23 protein-coding genes are annotated in these 26272 nt (G+C 65.5%); 17 read left to right on the top strand and 6 right to left on the bottom strand.

Annotated features, from left to right (window positions below):
* Positions 1-160: 160 nt before the first annotated feature.
* Positions 161-2206, bottom strand: a complete 2046-nt coding sequence (locus NMQ11_RS19630) for a bacterio-opsin activator domain-containing protein (protein WP_425607726.1) — start codon at positions 2204-2206, stop codon at positions 161-163.
* Positions 2207-2639: 433 nt separating this feature from the next.
* A complete protein-coding gene (locus NMQ11_RS19625; protein WP_255171607.1) occupies positions 2640-2891 on the bottom strand; it encodes an MTH865 family protein in 252 nt (83 codons plus the stop codon).
* Between the two features lie 181 nt (positions 2892-3072).
* Between NMQ11_RS19625 and NMQ11_RS19620 the strand changes: the two genes are divergently transcribed.
* Positions 3073-3474, top strand: a complete 402-nt coding sequence (locus NMQ11_RS19620) for a ribbon-helix-helix domain-containing protein (RefSeq protein WP_255171606.1) — start codon at positions 3073-3075, stop codon at positions 3472-3474.
* Positions 3475-3496: 22 nt separating this feature from the next.
* Here NMQ11_RS19620 and NMQ11_RS19615 read toward each other — a convergent pair whose 3' ends face one another.
* Both NMQ11_RS19615 and NMQ11_RS19610 read right to left on the bottom strand, forming a co-directional pair.
* A complete protein-coding gene (locus NMQ11_RS19615) occupies positions 3497-4312 on the bottom strand; it encodes a hypothetical protein (protein WP_255171605.1) in 816 nt (271 codons plus the stop codon).
* A 233-nt stretch (positions 4313-4545) separates the two neighbouring features.
* On the bottom strand, positions 4546-5610 hold the full coding sequence (locus tag NMQ11_RS19610) for a quinone-dependent dihydroorotate dehydrogenase (protein WP_255171604.1): 1065 nt from the start codon (positions 5608-5610) through the stop codon (positions 4546-4548).
* 250 nt (positions 5611-5860) lie between these two features.
* Between NMQ11_RS19610 and NMQ11_RS19605 the strand changes: the two genes are divergently transcribed.
* From NMQ11_RS19605 to NMQ11_RS19555, 11 genes are all read left to right on the top strand, one after another.
* On the top strand, positions 5861-6895 hold the full coding sequence (locus NMQ11_RS19605; RefSeq protein ID WP_255171603.1) for a monovalent cation/H+ antiporter subunit E: 1035 nt from the start codon (positions 5861-5863) through the stop codon (positions 6893-6895).
* Positions 6892-7173 carry a cation:proton antiporter gene (locus NMQ11_RS19600; protein ID WP_255171602.1) on the top strand — a complete coding sequence of 94 codons (282 nt, stop codon included), beginning with the start codon at positions 6892-6894 and terminating at the stop codon, positions 7171-7173. Before NMQ11_RS19605 ends, NMQ11_RS19600 begins: the two co-directional genes overlap by 4 nt.
* Complete coding sequence (mnhG, locus tag NMQ11_RS19595) at positions 7170-7499, top strand: monovalent cation/H(+) antiporter subunit G (protein WP_255171601.1); 330 nt, start codon at positions 7170-7172, stop codon at positions 7497-7499. Before NMQ11_RS19600 ends, mnhG begins: the two co-directional genes overlap by 4 nt.
* Positions 7496-8044, top strand: a complete 549-nt coding sequence (locus NMQ11_RS19590) for a DUF4040 domain-containing protein (protein WP_255171600.1) — start codon at positions 7496-7498, stop codon at positions 8042-8044. Before mnhG ends, NMQ11_RS19590 begins: the two co-directional genes overlap by 4 nt.
* Positions 8044-8574: an MnhB domain-containing protein gene (locus tag NMQ11_RS19585; protein ID WP_255171599.1), complete on the top strand. Its 531-nt coding sequence runs from the start codon at positions 8044-8046 to the stop codon at positions 8572-8574. Before NMQ11_RS19590 ends, NMQ11_RS19585 begins: the two co-directional genes overlap by 1 nt.
* Entirely contained in the window at positions 8567-8950 is a 384-nt protein-coding gene (locus NMQ11_RS19580) for a cation:proton antiporter subunit C (protein WP_255171598.1), read from the top strand. The genes NMQ11_RS19585 and NMQ11_RS19580 overlap by 8 nt, the downstream gene beginning before the upstream one ends.
* Positions 8943-10475, top strand: coding sequence for a proton-conducting transporter transmembrane domain-containing protein (locus NMQ11_RS19575; protein ID WP_255171597.1), 1533 nt, complete (start codon positions 8943-8945; stop codon positions 10473-10475). Before NMQ11_RS19580 ends, NMQ11_RS19575 begins: the two co-directional genes overlap by 8 nt.
* On the top strand, positions 10475-12316 hold the full coding sequence (locus NMQ11_RS19570) for a monovalent cation/H+ antiporter subunit D family protein (protein WP_255171596.1): 1842 nt from the start codon (positions 10475-10477) through the stop codon (positions 12314-12316). The genes NMQ11_RS19575 and NMQ11_RS19570 overlap by 1 nt, the downstream gene beginning before the upstream one ends.
* Positions 12306-14141, top strand: a complete 1836-nt coding sequence (locus tag NMQ11_RS19565) for a Na(+)/H(+) antiporter subunit D (protein ID WP_255171595.1) — start codon at positions 12306-12308, stop codon at positions 14139-14141. The genes NMQ11_RS19570 and NMQ11_RS19565 overlap by 11 nt, the downstream gene beginning before the upstream one ends.
* A 302-nt stretch (positions 14142-14443) precedes the next feature.
* Complete coding sequence (locus NMQ11_RS19560) at positions 14444-15529, top strand: glycosyltransferase family 2 protein (RefSeq protein ID WP_255171795.1); 1086 nt, start codon at positions 14444-14446, stop codon at positions 15527-15529.
* A 2-nt stretch (positions 15530-15531) separates the two neighbouring features.
* Entirely contained in the window at positions 15532-16611 is a 1080-nt protein-coding gene (locus NMQ11_RS19555; protein ID WP_425607728.1) for a DUF354 domain-containing protein, read from the top strand.
* Between the two features lie 182 nt (positions 16612-16793).
* On the opposite strand, the gene NMQ11_RS19550 is transcribed toward NMQ11_RS19555, so the two are convergent.
* Positions 16794-17915 carry a tyrosine-type recombinase/integrase gene (locus NMQ11_RS19550; protein ID WP_255171793.1) on the bottom strand — a complete coding sequence of 374 codons (1122 nt, stop codon included), beginning with the start codon at positions 17913-17915 and terminating at the stop codon, positions 16794-16796.
* 470 nt (positions 17916-18385) lie between these two features.
* Here NMQ11_RS19550 and NMQ11_RS19545 point away from each other — a divergent pair, with 470 nt between their 5' ends.
* The 5 genes from NMQ11_RS19545 to NMQ11_RS19525 all read left to right on the top strand — a co-directional run bounded on the left by NMQ11_RS19545 (position 18386) and on the right by NMQ11_RS19525 (position 24685).
* The gene (locus NMQ11_RS19545) at positions 18386-18886 is read left to right on the top strand and encodes an acyl-CoA thioesterase (RefSeq protein ID WP_255171792.1); all 501 of its coding nucleotides are present in this window, start codon (positions 18386-18388) and stop codon (positions 18884-18886) included.
* A gap of 208 nt (positions 18887-19094) precedes the next feature.
* Positions 19095-19598, top strand: coding sequence for a transcriptional regulator NrdR (gene nrdR / locus NMQ11_RS19540; protein ID WP_255171800.1), 504 nt, complete (start codon positions 19095-19097; stop codon positions 19596-19598).
* Complete coding sequence (locus tag NMQ11_RS19535; RefSeq protein WP_255171791.1) at positions 19595-22084, top strand: ribonucleoside-diphosphate reductase subunit alpha; 2490 nt, start codon at positions 19595-19597, stop codon at positions 22082-22084. The genes nrdR and NMQ11_RS19535 overlap by 4 nt, the downstream gene beginning before the upstream one ends.
* Before the next feature lie 53 nt (positions 22085-22137).
* Positions 22138-23130 carry a ribonucleotide-diphosphate reductase subunit beta gene (locus NMQ11_RS19530; protein ID WP_255171790.1) on the top strand — a complete coding sequence of 331 codons (993 nt, stop codon included), beginning with the start codon at positions 22138-22140 and terminating at the stop codon, positions 23128-23130.
* 514 nt (positions 23131-23644) lie between these two features.
* The gene (locus NMQ11_RS19525; RefSeq protein WP_255171789.1) at positions 23645-24685 is read left to right on the top strand and encodes a S1C family serine protease; all 1041 of its coding nucleotides are present in this window, start codon (positions 23645-23647) and stop codon (positions 24683-24685) included.
* On the opposite strand, the gene NMQ11_RS19520 is transcribed toward NMQ11_RS19525, so the two are convergent.
* Entirely contained in the window at positions 24686-26194 is a 1509-nt protein-coding gene (locus NMQ11_RS19520) for an MATE family efflux transporter (protein WP_255171788.1), read from the bottom strand.
* Between the last annotated feature and the right edge of the window lie 78 nt (positions 26195-26272).

Raw genomic sequence — 26272 nt, 5'->3', positions numbered from 1 at the left:
GCCGATGGGCGTGCGGGGTCACCATTCGATCGTTACCACCTACCGATCCCCGCACGCCCGTGAACGTCGGCGGTTATGCGAACAATACCGAGCAGCGGGCGCTAGTTCGTGGGCATCCTATACAACATCGGGGCCTAATACTTTAGGGTCTTTCGCGTCGCTAGCCGGTACCGCCTCCCTCCTCGAAGAACTCGCTGAGCAGTTCGTACAGCCCTCGCCGGAGGTGCTGGTGCATGGTGGGGGGCGTGACGTCCATCGCCTCGGCGATCTCTTCGCCGGTGCTTCCGCGGGGCCAGTCGAAGTAGCCGCCGTAGTACGCCAGTCGAAGCGCCGTCAGCTGTCGGTCCGTGAGCCGGTCGAGAATCCCCTCGCGGCGTTCGATCGCCGTCTGGACTGGCTGGTCGATCTCGCGTCTGGCCACCAGCTCGGTGTCCTCGTACACCCGTTTCATCGCGTCGACGATCTCGCGGACGTCGGCGTCGCGGGGAACCTCCACGATAACCGTTCCGCTCCCCTCGCTGACGGTGATGTCCCGGATCGTCACGCCGTGGTCCGTGAGCGTCCGGACGCCCGACTCGTGGAGTCGGATCTCGATCGTGCACCTGTCGTCCCCGTCGTGGATCAGCCGACACTCCTCGATCGACTCGTGGGCGCTCGCCTTCTCGAGGACGGTCTGTCCGTCGATCCCTTCGAACGTGACGTACTGGTAGACCCGCCCGTTGCTGTTGGTGCCGGTCCACTCGAGGTAGGCGGAGCAGTCGTGTTCTTCCGAGAGATCGAACGAGAACGTGTCGCCGCCGGAGATGCGTAACTCGAGTTCGACGACGGCGTCAGAAAAGAGTAGCCGCCGGTTCTTCACCGCGTTGATCGCGAACCCGATCGTCTCTCCGAGCAGTCGGAACGCGTCCTGCTCGCGCCCGCCGAAGGCGTCCTCGCGCGTCGCGAGAACGGCGAGAACCCCGTAGACGGCGTTGTCGTAGCTGATCGGCACGGCGATCGCAGACCGGATGTCGTGAAGCTGCGCCGCTTCCTGTAGCCCCGCCGGCATCTCGGGATTTTGGAGCATCTCGTTGTCCACCATGATCTCTCCGGTTTGCATCGCCGTCACGACGGGGCGTTCCCGATCCGTCGAGAGATCGCTGACGCGCTCGATGAACGTCTCCGCCTCGCCCGCCCCGGTCCGGTAGTGAACGGTTCCCTCGCCGGCCAGTTCGCCGATCCAGGAGCCACAGTAGAGCTCCGAGTCGACGAGCCGTTCACAGACTTCCTGTTCGATCGTCGAGCGGGTCGGCGCCTCGACCAGCGTCTGGATGACCTGCCTGACGACGACGTTGATCCGGTCGAGGGTCTCGAGGCGGTCGCGGTGCTGTCGCACGTCCCGCTCGCGTTTCGCTCGCTGGGTGATGTCTCGTGCGAGCCAGATGACGGCGCGCTCGCCCGCGACCCGTTCGTCGGCGGGAATGACTTTTCCTTCGAACCACCGTAGCCCCTCTTCGGTCGCTGCTTTGTACTCGATAGATTGCTCCTCGTTCGTCTCGAGGGTCCGCTCGACGCACTCCTGTAGGCGGTCGGCGACGTCGTCGGGGAAGACGTCGTCCAGGCGCTCTCCGACCAGTTGATCCGCCGGCGCGGTCTTCATGTTCGCGGATTCGGTGGGCGTGTTCGCTTCGAGGTAGGTGCCGTCCTCGCTGATCACGAACGCCTCGTCGGGGAGGGTCGTGCTGAACACCCGGTCTAGCCGGTCGTCGCTCGTCGCCTCGCCGTCTTCTCGAGCGGTCGATTCGACTGTCGTCCGCTCTCGCGTCCCGTTCGCCGACGCGAGGGCCTCGAGCACCCGATCTGCCGGCTCCTCGACGTCGCTCGGAACGTACTCGGTCGCTCCCGCCTGGAGGGCTGTCGCGGCGAGTCGCTCGCTTCCGTTTCGCGGGGCGACCACCGTCGGAACCGCCGTCTCGGCCGCACTGATCCGCTCGAGGACGCGTCGAGTTCGGTCCGGACAGTCGAGTTCGATAACGACGCCGCGGGCGCCTTCGATTGGGAGCGAGAACTCGCCCGTGGCGGTCACGCTCGTGACCGAGCGATCGGTCGCCGTTCGAAGCCGCTCGTAGAGGTCGCTCCGGTCGCGGTCCGATACGAGCACGATCGGGCCCTGCTGGTGCTGGCTCGTCACGCTGCGTTGACTCTGGTGTCGACGCTGACTCGTCATACTGTAGGTACCCTGAGTTCGCGGCCGATAGCCGGACGATATCTCTGCTGATGCAAGTGCTCCGATCACCAAAAGCCTGACCATCGTTTTCCCGCCGATGGGCGAGCGTGGCGTTCGCGCTTCCCTCGAACAGTTCTCGGGAAACGGTACAGGGGAGTTATGTACGTGCCGTGCTAACGGTGGGGTGGGAAGGGTGAATGCTCGAACTCATCAAGACAGTGTTATTTCGGGAGGACGGTGGGAACGTCCTCTACGAGTGCCGACGCTGTGGAACGACGGTCGACACTGCGGAAACGGCGTGTCCGACGTGTGAGACCGTCGATATCGCTATGATACAGACTCGATAGTCGACGGCTCGAACCGGGCCGTCCGGACGAAGTCGGCGGGACGTACGGGTCTCGACAGACTCCCCGACGAGCGCCGGCGCCCGCGTTCAGAGGTAGTCCTGTTCTTTCAACTGCTCGATAACGTCGTCGACGAAGGCGTCGACGTTCTCGTAGGGGAAGTCGCCGCCGTCGAGTTTGGTGTTGAGTTCCATCGCCGTCATCGAGAACTCCTCGGACTCGAACTTCGTCCCCGGCCCGTTCGGGAGCGCCGGAACGAGATCCATCGGACTCGAGATCGGGTAGTCTGCGCCTTCGAACGCCTCGGTCATCTGCTCACGGAGTTCCGCTTCGTCTGCCATTGCACCCGGCCCTTCACGCGGATAAATAATAAACCTGTTGAGAGCACTAATTGGGTGACGGCGCCTCTCGTCCCCGAAAACGCCGCCCTCGATTTCCCCTCGTCCGTCGCGAACCGCCTTCCCCACTCGAGTGCGGTACCCCGAAACAGTCATTACGATTCGGCGACGTGTTCTCGTACGTATGGCCAAGGACACCGTCAGGTACCCGGACGACGTCGTCGAGGAGATCGACGCCCTCGTCGAAGACGGGATGTTCGAGAGCAAGTCCGAGTTCTACCGGTTCTCCGCGGAGTACGTTCTCACGCTCGTCAACCCCGACCACGAGGTCGAGACGTTCAACTTCGACGAGATCAAGTCCGAGCTCCGTATCGACGAGCAGGTACAGCCGGGGGCGATCGGAACCGACGGTGGGACGTTCTTTCTCGACGCCGTGATCACGATCCGGAAGTACGGTCTCCGGGGGAACTACGAGGCCGCCGAACGCTTCATCGACACCCACTACGACCCCACCGACCAGGAGTGTCTGATTCTCGAGGAACTCCTCGGAACGTACCGCGACCGGGCCGGCGGCCAGTCGGTGTAGACTCCCGGTTGGTGCGTGCGAGCTACGAGCGCCCCCGTCCCGGCGAGCGCAGCGCCAGGGCGCTGATCCCGATCCAGACGACGAGAAACCCGCTCACGAACCCGAGGAAGTGACCGGCCCACGCGCGCGCCTCGAGCAGGAACAGATCCACAGCGACGCCGACGAAGATCACGAGCGCGCTGACCTGGAGGGCGACGGCGACCGCGGCGGTCGGCTGCCGCTGTGCGAACAGCGTCCACGCGCGGCCGGCGAGGTAGGCGGCGCCGACGCTTCCGAGGACGAGCCACGCGATCCCCGCCCCGTCGATCCGAGCGGCCGGGGCGGTCGCGGCGATCGAAAACAGACCCAGTCCCGTCAACCCCGCCGGAACGGGCCGCTCGAGTGTCCGGCGATCGTGGAGCGCGATCGCCCCGGACAGCAGCGCCAGCAGCGCCGCCGTCACGATCGAGAAGCCGGCGCCGCCGGCGGACTGGGACGGGGAGAGCGCGGTGAGCCGGAAGTACGCCTCGAGCAGCCCCGCGGTGAGCGGCGGGCTGGCGAGCAGGGTTCCGAGAAACAGTGCGTAGTAGAGTCGGCGCCGGCGCCCCAGGAGGGCGAAGGAGACGGTCACCAGGACGGCGTAGCCGAACAGGTTGGTGAGCAGGTGCTCGAGATCCGCGTGGCCGACCGCCGACCAGTAGGCGTCCGCGACGCCGCTTCGTCCCGGCTGGTACAGAAAACTCTCGTAGGGGATCGGCGCGACGTAGACGAGGATCAGCGCCGCGGGGACGGTCGCGTGGACGAGGACGTCCCGCAGGGCCACTCGAGTTCCGACTGCCTCGCTCGCTCCAGTTCCCATCGTCGCTTCGTGTGCGGGGGACGGAGTCCACGCGAAAGCGTCTTTCGACCGCGGTTTTCGACAGCGGCCGTCGCAGCGAAGCGGCTTCTCACCGTTCCGCCACGCACGGACACGGCTCGAAGTGCCACGGTTTACGATGTGTACACGTTCTACACTTCTCACACTGTGTGAACGTCTCCGGCGATTCGGGGTCTCGGTACGGGTGCTCGAGCGGCCGACGAGCGAGGACTGTGCTACTCGAGGTCCGCGCCCACGGCCTCCTCGACCGAGGAGAACCCGTCCCGCTCGAGCAGTTCGATCAGCCCCCGGTTGATCTCGCGGGCGGTCGCGGGGCCGTTGTAGACGAAGCCGGTGTAGAGCTGGACGAGCGACGCGCCCGCCCGGATCTTCTCGTAGGCGCTCTCTGCGGAGTCGACGCCGCCGACGCCGACGATCGGCAGGTCGGTGTGCTCGGCGAGAAGCCGAACGACGCTCGTCGCCGGATCTTCGAGTGGCTTCCCGCTCAGACCGCCCCACTCGTCCCGCCCGGCGGCGGTGAGCCCCTCCCGGCTGGTCGTGGTGTTCGTCGCGACGATCCCGTCGAGATCGAACGCCTCGACGATCTCGAGCAGTTCGAGCACGGATTCGTCGGGCGAGTCGGGGCCGATCTTGACCAGCATCGGGACCCCGGTGTCGTTTTCGGCCTCGAGCGTCTCGAAGATCGCCCGCAGGTGCTCGGGCGAGCCCTCGTCGAACTCGTCTGGCGTGTTCGGACAGGAGACGTTGACGACGACGTAGTCGGCGTACCCCGAGAGCCGGTCGAAGACGCGGCGGTAGTCCTCGAGCGCCTCGGTCTCGCCGGAGGTGTTCATCTTCCCGACGTTGACGCCGATCGGCACCTCGGGCGTGCCGTCGGCCTCGAGTCGCGTTCGGACCCGCTCCATCCCGTCGCCGTTGAACCCCATCCGGTTGATCATCGCCTCGTCGTCCTCGAGGCGGAACAGCCGCGGCTTGCGGTTGCCCGGCTGGGGGTAGGGAGTGACGGTTCCGATCTCGACGAACCCGAACCCCAGCGCCGCGAGCGCGTGTGTCACCTCGGCGTTCTTGTCGAACCCGGCGGCGACGCCGACGGGGTTCGGGAACGTCTCGCCGAACAGGTCGACCTCGAGCGCCGGGTGGGCGTACCGATACCGCCGCTCGAGCGCGGCGCGCGTCGGTCGCGTGGCCTGGGCGGCCCGAAGTGCGCGTTTGCCGAGGCCGTGTGCCAGCTCCGGCGGGAGCCGAAACGCGAGGGGACGAATCCTCGAGTAGAACGTCATTGCCCCTACTTCGCGGGCTCCGGTACGTAAGTGACTCGGGAGTGGCCGACGCCGGCTCCGGTCGGACGTTCACGATCGTCTATCTATGCGAACGATACCCACGGGTTCGGTCGGTATCGGCCGGCAGAATTGACCTGTACCGGCCGAACAACCGGTGGATAACGAAATAGTTTTCCTGCGGGTGCCGCTTGGATCGACTACCAACGGAGAGCTATGAGCATCATACACCGGTCGGTCGGAGGGGTCGTCCGTGGCGACTGAGCGCGTTCTCGTTCCCCTGTCGGAGTCGATCACCGTCCGGCAGACGGTCAGCTACGCCGTCCGGTCGCGAGTCGACGACGCGACCGACACGCTCGTCTGTCACCTCGTCGTCGCGATCCCGTACGACGCCGAGGTTCCCGAGGGGCAACGGACGATCGACGACGCACGGCAGCTTCTCGACCGAGCCGAACGCTGGGTCCGCGAGGACGCCGGCAACGCCGACGTCGAGATCGAGACGGCCGTCCTCGGAACCGACGAGTACCTGTTCGGTCCGCGAGACTACGCCGACGCGCTCGCGGCGTACGCCGAGGACCACGACCTCGACTGCGTGGTCCTCGACCCGGAGTACAGCCCCGGCGCGACGGCACCGATCCTCCGGCCGCTCGAGCGCGAACTCACGGACGTCGGCCTGACCTACGAGGAGGCGCCGGTCGAGCGATCGGCCCGCCACGAGCGCCTGGTGGGCACCGACAGCCCCGGCAAGCTCGTCGCGCTGTTCGGCATCTCGCTCGGCTTCTATCTCGTCCTCGGCGACCCCTTCTACTGGTTCGACTGGGTGACCGGCGTCGCGGTCGCCGGGATCGTCTCGCTCACGCTCTCGAACGTGACGTTCGCGACGTCGCCGACGATCCGCTACTCGCCGGTTCGTACCCTTAGGTTCGGACTGTACGTTCCGTACCTCATCTTCGAGATCATCAAGTCGAACCTCCAGATCTCCCTGGTGATACTGCGCCCGTCGATGCCGATCGAGCCGACGCTCACGCGGGTGAACACGAAAGTTCGTAGCGGCCTGCCGCTGCTGGCGCTCGCGAACAGTATCACGCTGACGCCCGGCACGCTCGTCGTCCGGGCGAACGATCAGCGGCTGGTCGTCCATACCCTCATCGTCGACGCCCGTGAGGGGCTGTTCGACGGCGCCTTAGAGCGGGCGGTTCGCTTCGTCTTCTACGGCCGGGAGGCGGCGGCAGTCGCGACGCCGCGCGAACGCGGCGACACCGAAATAATCGGTGGTGACGAGCTGTGACTGCGGATCTCATCAACGACGTCTTCCTCGCGGCGGCGGCGCTGTTCGTCGTTCTGGCGATCCTGATGTTCTACCGGGCGGTCGCGGGGCCGACCACGCAGGACCGCCTGCTCGCGGTGAACGTCCTCGGGACGAACACCGTGGTCATCCTCGCCCTGCTCGCGGCGGGGCTCGACGAGCCGTGGTTCCTCGACGTCGCGCTGATCTACGCGCTGCTCAACTTCCTGATGTCGATCGCCATCTCGAAGTTCACCGTCGAGCGAGGTGGTGTGCTGTGATCGACGCGCTCTACTTCTGGTCGATCATCGTCCTCCTCGCCTTCGGGCTGTTCTTCACGCTCGTCTCGGCGGTCGGCGTCATCCGCCTGCCGGACGTCTACGCCCGCGCGCACACGGCCTCACAGACGGACACGCTCGGGGCCGGCCTCGCGCTCGCGGCCGTCGCGCTCGCGCTCGGCTGGCAGCACGCGACGGTGTACACCGTCTTGCTGCTGTTCTTCGTGTTCATCACGAACCCGACGGCCGCACACGCGATCGCCCGTTCGGCCGCGGAGACGGGAATCGAGCCCTGGACCGCCGACGACGAGGAAGGTGAGAGCCGATGAGCGCCGTCGCCTACACGCTCGCGGTGTTCATCCTCGCGACCGCCGTCGCCACGGCCTTGTTCCGCGACGTCCTCTCGGCGATCGTCGTCTTCGGAGCGTACAGCCTGGGGATGGCGATCCTCTACACCTACCTGCTCGCACCCGACGTCGCGATGACAGAGGCCGCGATCGGCGCCGGCGTGACGACGATCCTGCTGTTGCTGACGATCGCCCGGACGAGTCGGCCGTCGACCGACAAACTGTTCGAGTCGGTCAACGTGCCGGGCGTGATCGCCGCCGGCGCGTTCGTCCTCGTATTGCTGACGCTGTTGCCCGAGATGTACGCGGTCGGCGATCCGGACGCACCGATCTGGGGCGGAGGCGTGCTCGAGCAGACGCCCTCGCTCTACTACGTTCAGAACACCTACGCCGACACGAGCGCCCAGAACGCCGTGAGCGCGGTGCTGGCCTCCTACCGAGGATTCGACACCTTCGGGGAGGCCGTCGTCGTCTTCGCGGCGGGGATCGCCGTTCTCCTCGTCCTCAAACGGGAGGTGTTCACCTGATGAGCTCTGAGGGACACAACTACGACGATACGTACACCGAGAGTCAGGTCATCCTGACTGCGGTGAAGATCATCGCCCCCTTCACGCTCACCTACGGGCTGTTCATGACGTTCCACGGCGCCGACACCCCCGGCGGGAGCTTCCAGGGCGGTGCCATCATCGGCGTCACGGTCCTGATGCTCGCCTTCGCCTTCGGCATCGAGCCGACCCGCCAGTGGCTCAAGAACTCCGTCGTCGTCGGCCTCGTCACCGGCGGCGTCGCCATCTTCATCGCCACCGGCTTCGCGACGATGGCGCTCGGCTACAACTTCCTCGAGTACCGCGCGTTCGAGGACGCCTTCGGCATCGCTCACTACTGGGGGATGGAGGCGATCGAGGTCGGCGGCGTCGCGCTGATCGTCGCCGGCGTCGTCATCACGCTGTTCTTCGCGATGGCCGCGGGCTTTACGCCCGACCGGCGCACCCGCGGGGCTGAGGGGCCCGGTCGTGCGGACGGGGGCCTCGAGTCGGAGGTGGGAGACGATGATTGAGGGCGCCATCGACGTGCTCGCCACGCGGTACGCCTACGCGCTCATGTTCGTCCTGATGGGGATCGGGATGTACATGATGATCGCGAGTCAGAACCTCGTGAAGAAGCTGATCGGGGTCAACCTGTTTCAGACGGCGATCTTCCTGTTCTTCGTCGCCGTCGCGTTCGTCGAGGGCGGGAAGGCGCCGGTCGTCCCGGCCGAGGCCGATCCCGGCGAGCTCGCGATGGCGAGCCCGCTTCCCCACGTGATCGTCCTGACCGCCATCGTCGTCGGCATCGCGCTCACCGCGGTGGGACTCGCGCTCATCATCCGCATCTATGCGGAGTACGGAACCCTCCGCGAGGACACCCTCAGGGAGGTGCGTGCCGATGAGTGAACTCGCCCACGCGCTGCCGGCGTTGCTCGTCGCGGTTCCGATCCTGCTCGCGGCCGTGCCGATCGCGCTCGGCCTGCGCTACCGGCGCACCGGCTGGTCGGTCGCCGCGGTCACGACCACCGCGCTGTTCGCCGCGACGGTCTACCTGGCGAGCGTCGTCTACGAGACGGGGCGCGTCGTCCACGTCCTCGGAGGGTGGGACGAGATCCAGGGGATCGGCATCGAACTCGTCGCCGACGAGTTCTCCGTGCTGATCGCGCTGCTCGTCACTGCTACCGCCGCAGCCGTGTTGCTCTACACGCGCGCGGGAGGCCCACGCGGGAACACGTTCTACGGCGGCTACCTGCTGCTCGTCGGCGGTCTGCTCGGCCTCTCGCTGACCGGCGACGTCTTCAACATGTTCGTCTTCCTCGAGATCGTCGGGCTGGCGACGTACGCCATGATCGCGAGCGGCGACGGCCCGGAGTCCGCCGTTGCAGCTCTGAAGTACCTGATCCTGGGGACACTGGGTGCCTCGCTGTACCTGATCGGCGTCGGCTTCCTGTTTATGGCGACCGGTGCGCTCAATATGGAGGTCCTCGGCGAGGCAATCCCCGAGGTCGCAGCGGCCGGCGGCGGCGACCTGACGCTCCTGCACGCCGCGTTCGCGTTTATCTTCATCGGATTCGCCATCAAAGTGGCCCAGTGGCCGCTGCACACCTGGCAGCCCGACGCCTACCAGCACGCCCCCGACGGCGTGACGGCGCTGATCGCGGCGCTCGTCTCGACGGTGTCGGCGTACGCGCTCGGGCGACTCATGTACGACGTTTTCGGCCCCGAGTTCCTGCTCGCGACGCCGTACGCGACGGAGGTCGTCGTGGTCGTCGGCTCGGTGAGCGTCCTCGCCGGCAGTACGCTCGCGGTGATCCAGCAGGATATCAAGCGGATGTTCGCGTACTCCTCGGTCGCCCAGTTCGGGCTGATCGTCGCCGCCTACGGGCTGGTCACGCAGACCGCGTTCGTCGGCGCGATCGTCCACCTGATCGGCCACGGGTTGATAAAAGCGGGGCTGTTCCTCGTCGTGGCCGTCGTCGCACTGGGCTACGGCGCCCGCACCGTCGACGAGTACGCCGGCCTCGCCTCTCGTCGACCGGTCGCCGCCGGTTCGATGGCCGTCCTGCTGATCACGCTGATCGGCATTCCGCCGTCGGTCGGTTTCATCGGCAAGTGGTACATCGCCGTCGGCGCGATCGAGGCCGAAGCCTGGCTCGTCGCCGCCGTCATCTTCCTCTCGACGATGCTCACGCTCGCCTACGCCGCGCGCATCCTCGAGAAGATGTACTTCACGCCGCCGACGCCGGTCGAATCGCCCCACCCGCCGGGGGTTGCGACCGACGGCGGTGTCCGCCGCGGCCGACCGGATCTCGTCACCGCCGAGATGCTCGCGCTGATCGTCTTCGTGGCGATCACCGCGGTCGTCCTCGGCTTCGCTGGTGACGTGTTCTTCGAGCTGCTCGAGCCGTTTACCGACGAGGTGTTCAACTGATGTCTGAAGTCGTTACCGATCCGCGTCCGCTGGCCGCCGTGCTCGTCTCGGCCGTTGCGGTCGTTCTCATCGTCGCGTCGTATAGCCGTCCGAACGTCCGCGAAGGCTGGTCCGTCCTGGCGGCGCTCGCCAAGTTCGGGATCGTCGCGAGCATGATCCCCGGCGTCATGGACGGCACCGTCTACGAGTGGAGTCTCGCCGAGAGCACCGGTCTGGATTTCGTCGCTGGCATCGACTTCGCGCTCCGGGCCGATCCGCTCGGCCTGCTGTTCGCCCTGCTCGCGAGTTTCCTCTGGATTTTCACGTCCTTCTACGCGGCGGGGTACATGCGCGGGCTCGACGAACACGCCCAGACGCGCTTTTTCGCCTCCTTTGCCGCGAGCCTGTCGACTGCAGTGGGGATCGCGTTCGCCTCGAACATCCTGACGATCTTCATCTTCTACGAGCTGCTGAGTCTCGTCACCTACCCGCTGGTCGCCCACAACGAGGACGACGAGGCCCGGATCGCGGGCCGGAAGTACCTGACCTACACGTTCTTCGGCGGCGGGGTGTTCCTGCTCGCCGGCACCGTCCTCGTTTACTGGCTCACCAGCAACGTCGGCGATCCGACGCTGACCTTCGAAGCTGGCGGTATGAGCGCGCTCTCGGAGGCCGCGGCAGCGGATCCGACGATCGCCCAGGCCGCATTCTACCTCCTGATCGCCGGCTTCGGCGTCAAGGCCGCCGTGATGCCGCTTCACTCCTGGCTCGCAGACGCGATGGTCGCGCCGACGCCCGTTTCCGGGCTCTTGCACGCGGTTGCCGTCGTCAAGTCCGGAGCGTTCGGGGTCGCGCGGGTGATCCTCGAGGTGTTCGGCGTCGACACCATCCGCGAACTCCCCCTTTCCGTCCCGGTCGTCGGCGAGGTCGGGTTGAACGTCCCGATCGCGATTCTCGCGGCGTTCACCCTCACCGCGGCGAGCATCATCGCCCTTCGAAAGGACCACCTCAAGCGCCGGCTGGCGTACTCGACGACGGCCCAGCTCTCCTACATCGTGCTGGGACTCTCGTTGCTCAATCCGTTCGCGATCTTCGGGGCGCTGTTGCACATTCCCGCCCACGCGTTCGGGAAACTCACCCTGTTCTTCTGTGCGGGGGCGGTCCACGTCGAAACCCACACCGACTACGTCAGCGAGATGGCCGGCATCGGCAAGCGGATGCCGCTGACGATGTCCGCCTTCGCGCTCGGCTCTGCGAGCATGGCCGGCATCCCGCTGCTCGCCGGGTTCGTCAGCAAGCTCTACCTGCTGATCGGCGCCGGCTCCGTCGGCGGCACCTACTGGTGGTTCGCGACCGCCCTGATCGTTTCCGGGATCCTGAACATCGCCTACCTCTGGCCGGTCGTCTACACCGCGTTCTTCGAGAGCGAAGAGCGCCACGACGCGAAGCCGCTGCTCGAGTTCCCGCTGGGCGGTCGGACGGAATCGTACGGCATCGCGACGGGCCAGCTCGCCACCGACGGCGGCCGCGAGGACGACGACGAGGAGTACGAGTACGCCGTCGACAGGTATCCGAGCGACCACACGACCGACGATGAGACGAGTCGCGACGAACCGGCCCACGAGGCTCACGCCGAGGACCACCACGATCACGGCGACCACCACCACGGCGGCCCGCCGGAGGGCGGCTGGGTGCGCCACTCGCCGCTCACGGAGAGCACCTGGCTCATGGTTATGCCGATCTCGGTGATCGTCACGGGGGCGGTCGTCCTGGGCGTCGTTCCGGACTACGCCGTCTTCTTGGAGCTGGTCGGCTACATCGTCGAGGAGGCGACCGGGGAGGTGATTCTCGATGGCAACTGAAGCACTCTCGATGATGTACCCGCCGCTGCTCGTCTTCGCCGCGGCGCTGTTGATCCTCGTCTTGCCCCGGATCGTCGGCTTCGCGCTGGGGGCGCTCAGCCTCGTCGGCGTCATGGCCGTCGCGCTGTTCGCCCCAGAAGGGGCGCTGCTCACCGGTACGTTCCTCGGCTTCGAGGTCCAGCCGTTCTACGTCGACGACGACGGCTTCACCCGACTCGTCGCGCTCGGTCTCGGCTTCCTCGGCGCGTTCGCCGTGATCTACGCCTACTCGAGCGAGGCCTCGAACGTGATGGCCGCCTTCGCGCTGGCGTACGTCTCGAGCGCGATCGGCGCCGTGTTCGCGGGCGACTGGCTCACCCTCGTCTTCATGTGGGAGATCATGGCGGTAACGAGCACGCTGCTGGTGTGGCACTACGGCGGCACCGCCGTGCGGGCGGGCTACCGCTACGCCATCGCCCACGGGATCGGCGGCAGTCTCGTCCTGTTCGCGGTGATCGCCCACTACGCCCAGGAGGGCTCGTTCATCTACGGTGCGGGCGTCGACGGCGACGTCGGCATCGGTCCGGGGATCCCCGCGATCCTCGCCGTGCTGGGGATCGGCGTCAACGTCGCCTTCATCGGCTTCCACACCTGGCTGCCCGACACCTACCCGCAGCCGCACTTCGCCGCCTCGGTCTTCCTCGCGGCGTTTACGACGAAGACGAGCGCGCTGATCCTCTACCGGGCGTTCCCGGAGGGCCACCTCTGGCTCGCCTACATGGGCGGGCTGATGGCGGTCTACGGCGTCGTCTTCGCGCTGCTCCAGCACGACATGCGCGCGCTCCTGTCCTATCACATCCAGGCCCAGCTCGGCTACATGGTCGCCGGCATCGGGATCGGCACCGCGATCGGGATCTCCGGGGCGATGGGCCACCTGTTCAACAACGTCCTCTACAAGAGCCTGCTGTTCATGGCCGTCGGCGTCGTCATCTACCGCACGGGCGAGAACGACCTCTACAAGCTCGGCGGGCTCTGGAAGGAGATGCCGATCACGGCGATCGCCTTCGCCATCGGTGCGCTCTCCATTACGGCTGTGCCCGGTTTCAGCGGCTTCATCAGCAAGGGGATGATCCTCGATGCGGCCGATCCGGGCTACTACGGCGCCCCCGAGTACCAGGCGCTGTACTGGTTGCTCTTTATCGGCGCCATCGGTACCTTCCTCTCGTTCATCAAGCTCGGCTACTACGTGTTCCTCCACGGCCCGGCCGACCGGTCGGTGCCGGACTCGAGGCCCGGCCAGAGCGTCTCGATGCTCTCGGTGGGCGGCGCGTGTCTGCTCCTCGGCCTGCCGTTCGTCGGCTGGCCGGTCTTCGCGGACCTGCTGCCGCTGGTCGACGGCGTCACGGTGACCGAGATGGACACCGCGCTCAACCCCTACAGCGCCGGCCACCTGACCGACGCGCTGATCCTGATCACCGTCTCCGTGATCGGGTTCATGATCATCCGCAAGCCGCTGTCGAAGCTCGACTACTCCGACCCGGCACTGATCGTCAACCCGGCGACGTTCTACCTCGGCCGGGGAACGATGCGCGCGGTAACGGGGACCTTCGCGGCCGTCGACGCCGCCGCGGTCTCGCTCGTCCGGCAGTGTTACTGGGTCGGTACCAACCCGGTGCTGGCCGTCGATAACACCGCGCGGCGGCTGCCGAACTGGGTCGTCGAGGTCGACGAGCACCGGCCGGCCGACGGCGGGCGGCCGTCGACGATCCACCTGCGCGCGAGCATCGGACTGACGGTGCTCTTGCTGACCGTCATCCTGACGATCGTGCTCTGGCTGCTCGTCTGAGCCGGGCTCTCTTTCGTCTGTTCGTTCCCGTTACCGTTCGGTACGTTCGGGATACCCGTCGAGATCCGGTCCGTCCATCGGCGACCGCCAGCCGGGGCGATGAGGCTCTCCTCGAGCGTTCCCCCTCGTCACCGTCTCGGCTCGCTCCCGCGTGGCTAGCCCGGGACTACCCACGGACACGCGTCGAATAACAATTACACGAGGGACGGACTGGCGGCATAGATGAGGGCGAACGCTATATCCACACAGCCGGCTCTGGCACAGAGGACCCGACGCACGGACGGGGTCTCGAGGTGACGCCCGTGTACGAAGACTCCGCAGTCGCCGTCGTCGTTCCAGCGTACAACGAGGCGGGGTTCGTCGGCGACGTGATCGACACCGTTCCCGCCTACGTCGACCGCGTTTACGTCGTCGACGACTGCTCGACCGACGACACCTGGGCCGAGATACGTCGCCACGCCCGGTCGGCCAACGCCGAGTCCGACGTCGAGGGAGTCCGGTCGGACGACCCCGAGACGTCCCTCGCCGACCGCGCGCGCGATCCGCCCGGCGACCTGTCGACGGGGGGTGACAACGCCGTCGCAGACGGCGGCGCGGCGGCTCACCCGGTCGTCGTTCCGATCCGCCACGAGCGAAATCGCGGCGTCGGCGGCGCGATCAAGACCGGCTACCGGCGCGCGCTCGCCGACGAGGTAGACGCCGTCGCGGTGATGGCCGGCGACGGCCAGATGGACCCCGACCGGCTCGAGTCCCTCCTCGAGCCGGTCGTCGACGGGCGGGCGGGCTACGCGAAGGGGAACCGCCTCTCGGAGGGCGATTCGCGGGAGATGTCGGCCTGGCGGCTGTTCGGAAACCTCACGCTGACACTGCTGACGAAGGTCGCCAGCGGCTACTGGGGGATGATGGACCCCCAGAACGGCTACACGGTCATCTCCCGGGAGGCGCTCGAGGCGGTCGACCTCGACCGGCTGTACGAGGGGTACGGCTTCACGAACGACCTGTTAGTCGCGCTGAACACCCAGAGCGTCCGGATCGCCGACGTCTCGATGCCGGCGGTGTACGGCGACGAGCGGAGCCACATCCGCTACCGGTCGTTCGTCCCTCGCCTGTCGTGGCTGTTGCTCCGCAGCTTCGTCCGTCGCCTGGGTCGGAAGTACGTGCTGCGCGACTTTCACCCGCTCGCGCTGCTGTACGCGCTCGGCGCGGCCGCGAGCGCGGTCGCCCTGGCCGGCCTCGGCGCCGCGGCGGCCGCCCGGTCGAACGCCGACTCCGCAGGCGGGCGGGCGATGGCCTCGCTCGTTCTGCTGGTACTGTCGTCGCTGAGCGTGCTGCTGGCGATGGCGTTCGACCGCGAGGAGAACGCGGAGACGGTGGTGAGGGTGGAATGACCATGCGCGTCGTCGTCACCATCCAGCACCCGGCGCACGTTCACTTCTACCGGAACGTGATCGACATCCTCGAGGCTGACGGCCACGAGGTGTTCGTCTTCGCCCGCGAGAACGACCTCGCGGTCCCGCTGCTCGAGGAGTACGGGATCCCCCACGAGGTGCTCGCTGGCCCGCAGAACTCGCTGTTCGGACTGGCGAAGGTACAGCTGACCTACGAGGCGCGGCTGCTCCGGCGGGCCCGCCGGATCGACCCCGACGTGATGACCGCCATCGGCGGCGTCGCGGTCTCACACGTCGCCCCACTCGTCGGCGCCAAGAGCGTCGTCTTCATCGACAACGAGGGCGTCACCTCCCACCGGATCACCACGCCGTTCGCCCACGCGGTCTGTACGCCGCGACGGTTCGACGACGAGTACGGGGAGAAACACGTCCGGTACGACGGCTACCACGAACTCGCGTACCTCCACCCCGACCGGTTCGTCCCGAACCCTGACCGGCTGCGCGCCCACGGCGTCGATCCCGACGAACGGTACTTCCTGCTTCGCTTTCGCAAGTGGGACGCGCTCCACGACGTCGGCGAACTCGGCCTCTCCGCGGCGGGCAAGCGTCGGCTCGTCTCTCTGCTCGACGACCACGGCGAGGTGTACATCACCAGCACCGACGAGCTTCCCCCGGACCTCGAGCCCTACCGCCTCCCGGTGCCGCCCCACCTCGTCCACGACCTGCTGTACCACGCCGACTGCTACGCGGGCGACTCCGCGACGATGGCGACCGAGGCCGCGGTCCTCGGAACGCCCGCGGTTCGCGTCCAGTCGTTCGCCGCGCGCGAGACGGACATGAGCAACTTCGTGGAGCTCCAGGAGGAGTACGACCTGCTCCGCTCGACGCCCGACGAGGACGAGGCGATCGAGACGGTTCGGGAGCTGATCGCGGATCCGACGACCCTCGAGACGTGGGCGCGCCGCCGCGAGCGTCTCGTCGCGGAGAAGATCGACGTCGCCTCGTTCGTCGCGGATCTGCTGTGTGCACAGGCCGGCCTCCCGGTCCAGGGTCGGCCACAGCGAACGCCGGCGGTCCAGTAGCTCGGCGACTCGAGTCGGACAGAAATTCGGGCGGCGATTGGGTGTGGGTACCTCAATTGCGCGTGTGCGCCGCCCTGGCTCCACGTCGGAACCGTTCGAATAAACGGGGTGTTACCCTATTACTATCTGGAACCTAAGCCGTTGCAGTCGCCGTTGGGCACCCCCTTATCGCCCCGTCGAGGTCAGTCGTCCTCCGAGCGCGGGTCGGACTCCGGCCGTGCGGCGAGCGACCGCGTGTGATCTTCGACGACGGCGATCGATTGCTCCAGCACCGACGCACGCAGCCCCGGCTGTGACGACGTCGCCGCCTGACGGTACCGCCGGTCGTCGCGGCCCGCTCGCGCGCCGCGCGGTTTCAGGTACTCGCCGTCGACGTCGAGGGCGGCCTGTTCGCAGAGACGCTTCAGAATCGACCGCGCCCCCTCGGTCGTGATCGCCGGCGGCGCGATGGCGTACTCGCGGGCGAGTTCGACCGCCGTCGACTCCTCGAAGCGGTCGTCGATCCCCGCCGCGTCGTACCCCCGTTCGGCGAGTCCCGCCCGGACCCGCCGGGCGATCGAGGGCGCGTGTCGCGTCGGGAACAGCGGCCACTCGTTCGACGGCGGATCGAGCACCACGCGGTACCGCCGCAGCGGCGTCCTGGCCGCCGCGGGCAGGCTGACGTCCTCGAGTCGCTGGGACGTTCCGAGGACGCGAATTGTTCCCGTATAGAAGTCGACGTCGTCCCACGTTGCGCCGGTGCGACGCTCGTCCTCCGGGACGCGAAACAGCTCAGCGCCGCGAACGTTCGAGTGGGCGAGCACCGCGACCATCGCGTACTCGCGGAGGCGTCCCAGGCGCTCGTGTCTGCTCTCGCCGTCGGCCTCGAGCGCCCGCTCGCGGACGAACCCCTCCAGGTGCTGGCGCTGTGTCGGCGTCCAGAACTGGTCGGACGGGCGGCGGTCGGCTGCCGGCAGCAACTGTTTGGCGTCGCCTGCAGTGGCGGGGTTGGTCTCGAGGAGGCCGCCGCGAACGCACCACGAGAGAAACGCCCGGACCACCGCGTAGTAGGTTCGTGCGGTCGAGGCGGTGTACTCGCCGCCTCGGGTTCGTCCCTCGAGCGTTCGCGCGTACGACCGGAGGTGGTCGGCCTCGAGGTCGACCAGCGAGACGAGGTCGTGGTCGGCCTCGAGCCAGTCGGCCCACCGCCGGAGGATCGACCCGGCGTTCGAGGCGTACGTCCCTGCGCCGGGGCCGTCGGGGTCGCCGACGGCCTTGCGCTGGAGGTAGGTGGAGACGGCGTCACGGACCGTGACTCCGCTCACGGTACCCCCACCTCGCTGTCGCCGACCGGTTCGAACGCGGGCGTCGTCCGGACGCCCGCCGCCGTGACGGTGCCGTCCCACGGCGGCCGAACACGCTGACAGCCGTCGTCGGTCATCTGGCTACCGTACACTGTTCTATCCCGCCACATCTTCCTTTCGGTCGGGTGCGACCGTCCACGAACCGCTCCGATCCGGCCGGGCGATCTGCCGTGACTGACCGGCTGTCGCTGACGCAATAGTTGAGACTGGTCATCTCAATACATCCATTTCCGTCCTCCGAACACATCATGTAGACGCAAACTACTACGTTTTCGAATTACAATGACTTAATCCGAGGTAACCTCGCCGGTGCAGGGTATCTCAGATAATGGACATTCAACAGGCAGTCTCCTATAGCGCCTCTCTATACAAGTAAGCTTGCACAATAACAATTTAGATAGTGTTTTGTGGCTCCTTCTCTGACATTGAGTATGCCATTCCAACAATCAGCGAGTAGGACAGCGACGCTGGAAACCTCTCACACAGAAATGAGCGAGATCTTGATGCCGAACGACACAAATAATCTCGGACGGGCCCTCGGTGGCTCCGTTCTCCACTGGATGGATATCTGTGGAGCGATTTCTGCGCGTCGTTTCTCTAATCGCCAGGTGGTCACAGCTGCGATGGACCACGTTGATTTTATCGCTCCAATAGAGCTGGGCGACGTCGTAACTATCACGGGCTACGTTTTCGATACTGGTCGAACACGCATGGACGTTAAAGTCGATGTACAGGCCGAACGGCCGGGGGAGAATGAGACCGACGAGGCTGCGACCTCGTTCTTTAGCTTCGTTGCCCTTGACGCGAGCGAAAACCCCACACCTGTCCCAGCACTCCACTGTCCAACAGAAGCTCAGGAAGAATTGCGTGAGGTTGCAGTAGAGCAACGTCAAGAGCGTCGACAGAAGCTCGCGAAGATGTCTGAGTCATAAGCATTTTTCAGAGATTGACACCGCTCCGCTCCTGGTTTGCATAGTCCCATTCTATCTGCTCGATTCCCACCCAATCCAAGCTCAGTTGCACTACTCCAACCTATCTTGGAAGGATTTATGTGGGTGGCGCTGGCACCAGATATTGCGGCTAAAATCGACGGCCCCCATATATGGGGCTAAGATGCTGGAGGGACAACTAGTGACAACTATGGACTGCCCGGACTGCGGGGATGAGCGAACACGCGTCATCGATACCGAGACGAGCGCCGACGGAACATCGGTTCGACGGCGTCGTGAGTGTCAGCGATGTTCGTTCCGCTTCACGACCTACGAACGTCCGGAGTGGGACTCCCTCCAGGTGAAAAAACGCGATGGAACCATCGAACCCTTCGACCGTGCGAAACTTCGTGCAGGGATCGAACGAGCTGTAGAGAAGCGTAACGTGTCCGAGCCAACAGTGACGAATCTCGTAGACGACATCGAGAGCGCACTTCAAGATCGAGAGACACGCATCGTCTCGTCGAGTCTCATCGGCGAACTCGTCTCCGGACGGTTACGCGACGTCGACAAAGTCGCGTACATCCGATTCGTCTCGGTCTACAGGGCCTTCTCCGAACCCGAAGAGTTCCTTCGCGAACTTGATGCAGTCCTCGATTCCGAAGTCGAAGACTTCGAACCAGCGACAGCAGACGACCAATCGCCTAACACATGAGCCAGCAACCTACCGCAACGACTCTCGATAGCCGATCGATCATCGACCGCGCACGCACTGACATCGAGACGACTCTTACTCCAGCAGACTGGGACGATCTGCTCACCGAGATCGAGCGCACCCTCTACGATGGTGCATCCACCGATGAGGTGTACCGGGCTACTATCCACGCGCTGACCGCGCGCGTGGAGGTCGAGCCGAAGCTCAAACGCGTCGCAGCCGCAGTCTTCCGGCAGCGATACTACCACGAGATACTCGGCGAGGATCTGGCTGGATTCGAACTCGACCGCGCATACCGCGAGACGTTCATCACGAATCTTCACCGTGCCGTCGACCTCGATCTTCTTGACGAGCGCCTCACCGAACGATTTGACCTCGACGATCTCGCCGACTACCTCGAACTCGAGCGCGACCGGACGTTCGAGTACATGGCAATGGAGACGCTGTACCAGCGGTATTTCCTCAAGACCGAGCAAAACGGAGACCACCTCGAACTCCCGCAGGCGTTCTGGATGCGGATCGCGATGGGGATCGCGATCGAGGAAGACGAGCCACAAGAGCGTGCCAAGGAGTTCTACGACGTCCTCTCGAAACTGGAGTTTACGCCCTCGACGCCGACGCTGTTCCACAGCGGCTCGACCCATCCCCAGCTCTCCTCGTGTTACCTGACGACAGTACAGGACGACCTCGAGAACATCTTCGACTCGTACAAACATCACGCACAGCTCTCGAAGTGGAGCGGCGGGCTCGGCACCGACTGGACGAACCTCCGGTCGGCGGGCGCACTCATCGAGAGTACGGGCGTGGAGTCGACCGGTGTCGTTCCGTTTCTCCGGATCAGCAACGACGTCACGGCTGCCATCAACCGCTCCGGAAAACGTCGCGGGGCCGCGTGTGCGTACCTGGCCTGCTGGCACCTCGATTTCCCGGCGTTCACTGACCTCAAGCGGAACACCGGCGACGAGCGTCGCCGCACACCGGATATGAACACGGCTGCGTGGATTCCGGATCTCTTCATGAAGCGCGTCGAAAACGGCGAGCAGTGGACGCTGTTCAGCCCCGACGAAGTCCCGGACCTCCACGACCTCTCCGGTGAGGCGTTCGAAGAGCGCTACCGCGAATACGAGCAGCGGGCCGACGAGGGCGAACTCAGACAGTACGAACGCGTCGACGCCGAGGAGCTCTGGCGGAAGATGCTCACGCGACTGTTCGAGACGGGCCATCCGTGGCTGACGTTCAAAGACCCCTGCAACGTTCGCTCCCCACAGGACCACGTCGGGACGGTCCACTCCTCGAATCTCTGTACAGAGATCACGCTCAACACGAGTGCAGACGAGCACGCTGTTTGTAACCTGGGGAGTGTGAACCTCGCCACCCACGTCTCAGGCGGGGGGAGCGCGGAACACCGTTCCGCGGAGACCGAGCGGTCTGGCTCGACCGCGAGGCTCGACCGTGAGTACCTCGCAGAGACCATCGAGACCGCGATGCGGATGCTCGACAACGTCGTCGACCGCTGTTTCTACCCGACCGACGAGGCTGAACGCTCGAACATGCAGCATCGACCCGTGGGACTCGGTACGATGGGCTTTCACGACGCCTTACTGCAACTGGAGGTTCCGATGGATTCCGAAGCGGCGGTGGAGAAGGCCAACCGCTGGCAGGAGTTCGTCTCCTATCACGCGATTCTCAACTCCTCGAAGCTCGCAGCGGAGCGGAGCCCGTACCCCTCGTACAAGGGTTCGAAGTGGGACCGCGGCCTGCTTCCCCACGATACCGTCGACCGCCTCGAGAGAGAACGTGGTCGCGAGATTCCGACTGACCGCGAGGAGACGCTCGACTGGTACGTCGTCCGAGAACACGTCGAAGAGCACGGGATGCGAAATTCGAACACGATGGCCATCGCACCGACGGCAACCGTCTCTACGATCAACGGGACGACGCCGTCCATTGAACCGCTGTATTCGAATTTGTACGTGAAGTCGAATATGTCGGGTGATTTCACGATTATCAACGACCAGCTCGTCGAAGATCTGCAAGAACTGGACCTCTGGGACGAAGAGATGGTCGATCGTATCAAGTACCACGACGGATCGATTCAGGAGATCGACGCGATCCCGGACGAACTGAAGCACCGCTACCGTGGTGCGTTCGAAATCGACCCACGCCACCAGATTCGACTGACTGCACACCGACAGACGTGGATCGACCAGTCCGTCTCGCACAACGTCTTCTTCCCGTCAACAGACGGGTCTCTCCTGACGGACGTCTATGAGACCGCGTGGGAACTGGGTCTGAAGACGACGTACTATCTCCGCACCCTCGGAGCATCCCAGATCGAGAAATCCACGCTGGACATGTCAGAGTATGGCAAGACACAGCACCGAAGTGATTCTTCCTCAGAGAAGATCGGGTCCGACGCCGGTCGTCCCGCCGACGAGGACGACCTCTGCAAAGTTGAGGATCCGACGTGCGAAGCTTGTCAATAACACGCGCAAATAACCACCCCTCAATCAACAACCTCTCCTCAATCACTACGACAATGCCGATCATCAACACCGACGCCGAACACGATCCGAACAAGATACTGCCGATCGACTACGACTGGGCTCGAGAGTACTACGAAGCCGGAGTCAACAACAACTGGGTGCCCGAGGAGATTCCGATGCAAGACGACGTTACCCAGTGGAACGGTGACGCCCTCTCGGATGCCGAGCGACAGCTCATCGAGTGGAACCTCGGATTTTTCTCGACGGCCGAGTCCCTGACAGCTAACAACATCGTCCTGGCAGTGTATGATCACGTCACCGCACCCGAGTGCCGCCAGTACCTGCTCCGTCAAGCCTACGAGGAAGCGATTCACACGGACACGTTCATTTACTGTTGTGATTCGCTCGGATTCGACCCCGAGTACCTCTACGGGATGTACGACCGGGTCCCCTCGATCAAGGAGAAAGACGAATTCGTGGTCGACTTGACGCAGGTGATCAACAAAAACGGGTTCACCATCGAGACTGACGAGGACTTGCGGAACTTCCTCCGTGACCTCGTCGGCTTCTACGTCATCATGGAGGGGATTTTCTTCTACGCCGGATTCGCGATGATGCTTGGCCTGAAACGCCAGAATAAGATGGTTGGCGTTGGTCAACAGTTCGAGTACATCATGCGCGATGAGTCACTCCATCTGGGGTTTGGGGTTGATCTTATCGACCAGATCCGGACGGAGAATCCTGGTGTGTGGACCGACGAGTTCGGTGACGAAGTGGTCGACCTGATAACTGAGGCTGTCGAGTTAGAGAAAATCTACGCCTACGAGGCATGTCCTGACGGAATCCTCGGAATGAGTGCCGAGCAGTTCGCCGAATACGTCGAACACATCGCAGACCGGCGACTTGGGCAACTCGACTTATCGGCACAGTACGGGACAGAAAACCCGTTTCCGTGGATGTCCGAACAGGTCGACCTGAACAAAGAAAAGAACTTCTTCGAGACGCAGGTGACGGAATACCAGAGTGGAGGCAGCCTCGACTGGTAAACTCGTTTCTATATAGCAAACAGTAGTTTATCCGAGTGGAGAACGAGTTGTAGGGCACTCGAGGGGCACGAAATCACGGGAATTAGACTAACCCCCATCTACTGTGCGTTAGTGCAGTAACGCACAGTGAACGACGCCACGTCGACGCTGTCCGGTCATCGGCCCCGCTCGAGGCGTCCGAGTCGGGGGTACGAGCGGTCTCGAGCGCTGCGACCCAGATGGAGGTCCTCGACCGGACGCGACCGCGGACTTCAGGGCGAGAGTTTAAATCGGATCGGGGCTTCGAATCCAGTGCGAGGCTGGAACGGCCGTTCGACATCACCACCACCTACCGGCTTCCAGCCTTGTATTCCGTTCACCGCTGCCGGCGATACGGAGGGCTGCCCGTGATTTCTGACGCGGCCACGAACCCGCGGTTGCGCCGATAAATCGGCGCGCCAGTCCGTGATCCGAGTGGCCGATAGAACGGCGCCTTGCCCACCCATTTTAACTCTCTCGGTGGGGTGACTACCCTATGAGTCGCGACCGAGTGAACCGCCGTCGATTCCTCGAGGCCGCCGGAACCGCACTTGCGGCTGGGGTCGTCGTCTCGCCGTCCTCGAGGGTGGCTGCGCAGGACGACGGACCGTACGCCGACGTCTACCGGGCGCTGATCGACTCCGTCGTGCTGATCCAGGTCCTCGACTCCCCCGACGGGAGTGGCTCGACGGGATCGGGGTTCGTCTACGACGACGAACACGTCCTCACGAACGACCACGTCGTCGCCGACGCCGAGGCGGTCGACCTCCAGTTCACCGACGAACGCTGGCGCTCGGGGACGGTCGTCGGAACCGACCCGTACAGCGACCTCGCCGTCGTTCGCGTCGAGGAGCTCGGGGCCGATCCGCTCTCGGTCTCCGAGGCCGAGCCGGTCGTCGGCAGGGAGGTCGTCGCGCTCGGAAACCCCCTGGGGCTCGACGCCTCGATCTCGCAGGGGATCGTCAGCGGCGTCGATCGCTCGCTCCCGAGCCCGACCGGCTTCTCGATACCCGCCGCGATCCAGACCGACGCGCCGGTCAATCCCGGCAACAGCGGGGGACCGCTCGCGACCCTCGAGGGCGACGTCATCGGCGTCGTCTTCGCGGGCGGGGGACGGAACATCGGTTTCGCGATCCCCGCGGCGCTCGTCCGGCGGGTGGTCCCCGCGCTGATCGACGACGGGGAGTACGAACACCCGTACCTGGGTGTCGCCACGGCGCCGTTCACGCCGCTGATCGCCGAGTTCTACGACACCGATCACACGGGCGGCGTATTGATCATCGACGTCGTCGACGGCTCGCCCGCGGACGGAATTCTCGAGGCGGTCGACGACGTGGCGGTCGTCGACGGCGGATTCGTCCCCGTCGGCGCGGACGTGCTCGTCGCCATCGACGGCCAGGAGATCCCGAGCCAGGACCGCCTCTCGGCGTACCTCGCCCTCGAGACCACCCCGGGCGAGACGATCGCCGTCGAGATCGTCCGCGACGGGGAGTCCGAGACGGTCGACCTCACGCTCGAGGCGCGGCCGGCGCCGTGATCAGTCGTCGGCCGCGGGGGTCTCGGGGCGGTAGCCGCGGCTGATCCGCTTCCACTTCCCGCTCAGGAATCGGTGGTAGTTGATCGCGGCCGGGACGGCCGTTTCGGCGACGAACGCGACGTACAGCGCGCCGATCCCGAGCGCCGGAATCGAGACGCCGGGAACCGCGACGTCGACGACCGGAACGACGAAGCCGGGGATCGAAAGCCCCGCGGCGCCGAGGTAAGCGATCGGGATGGCGAAGCCGAACATCCCGAGCGCCTGGCTGTAGAACGGCCAGCGCGTGTCGCCGGTCGCGTCGAGCGCACCCGAGGCGCCGCCGGCGACCCCCTGCAGGACGACGGCGACGCAGGCGGCGTACACGAGCGACACCGTCGTCGAGACCGACAGTTCGGACGGGTCGTCGGTGAACAGGAGCGTGATCGGCTCGGCGAAGACGAAGATGATCGTCGCCGAGACGATGTACACCGCGACCGCGAAGCGGACGATCTCCCGGCCGTACTGCTCTGCGGTGCCCTCGTCGCCCGTTCCGAGCTCCTGGCCGACCAGACTCGAGGCCGCGAGGCCGAAGCCCCAGCCGGGCGTGTTCATGACGCCCCAGATCCGCCGGGCGATGACGTAGGCGGAGACCGTGTCCTGCCCGAAGATGTCGACGACGGCGAGCATGGGGAACTCGGCGATCGTCCAGACGAGGTTTCGCCCCATCACCGGGAGGCCGATCGTGATCAGGTCCCTGAGCGTCTCCCCGTGGAGGTACGTCCCGAACGGGTCGATGGTGACGTCGAACGTCCCCACGCCGGGGAGTCGGCCCGCGATCAGCCCGAGGGCGAACGTCGCCGTCACGGCGAGATTCGCGAGGACGGTTCCGAGCGCCGCCCCCGCAACGCCCAGGTCGAGACCGAAGATGAGCACGGCGTTCAGCCCGATGTTGGCGAGCGCCCCGCCGGCGCGGACGACCATCGGCGTCCAGGCGTCGTCCATGCCGACGAAGATGCGGCTCCCGATCAGGTTGAGTCCCGCAAACGGGATGCCGAGGCTCACGATCTGCAGGTACGTCGCACCGAGCCTGATCGCCTCGGGGTCGTTGCTGATCAGCGAGATGAGCTCGGTCGCGTACACCCAGAAGACGGCCGTCACCGGCAGCGAAATCGCGACGACGAGGACGGCACTCGAGCGCACCGCCTGGCCGAGCTGGTCGAACGCCTCGGCGCCGTAGCGCTGGGAGACGAGCGCGATCGTTCCGCCGGCGATCCCGCCGCCGATGGAGAACGCGAGCCCCCAGAACGGCGAGGCGAAGCCGACGCCGGCGATGGCGGCCGAGCCGACGGCAATCCCGACCATCGCGACGTCGACCGCGCTCTTGGACATCCGCGCGATGCCAGTGACGATGCGCGGCCAGGCGAGGTCCGTGGTCCGGCGCGCCCGCTCGGCCTCGATCAGGCCGATCCTGGCGAGTGCGAGCCCGATCCACAGGATCGCGAGACGGAACGGGTTCGGAATCCGGGCCACGAGAATCTGGCGGAGCTTATCAACGGTTACAAAAAGAGCTTCCTTACGCGGCAGTCCCAACCGGTTTCGATTCGATAC

This window comes from Natrononativus amylolyticus, assembly GCF_024362525.1.
In the GTDB taxonomy this organism is placed as follows: Archaea; Halobacteriota; Halobacteria; order Halobacteriales; family Natrialbaceae; genus Natrononativus; species Natrononativus amylolyticus.
The sequence above is the reverse complement of the archived record's forward strand: the minus strand, read 5'-3'. Positions and strand labels throughout refer to the sequence as shown.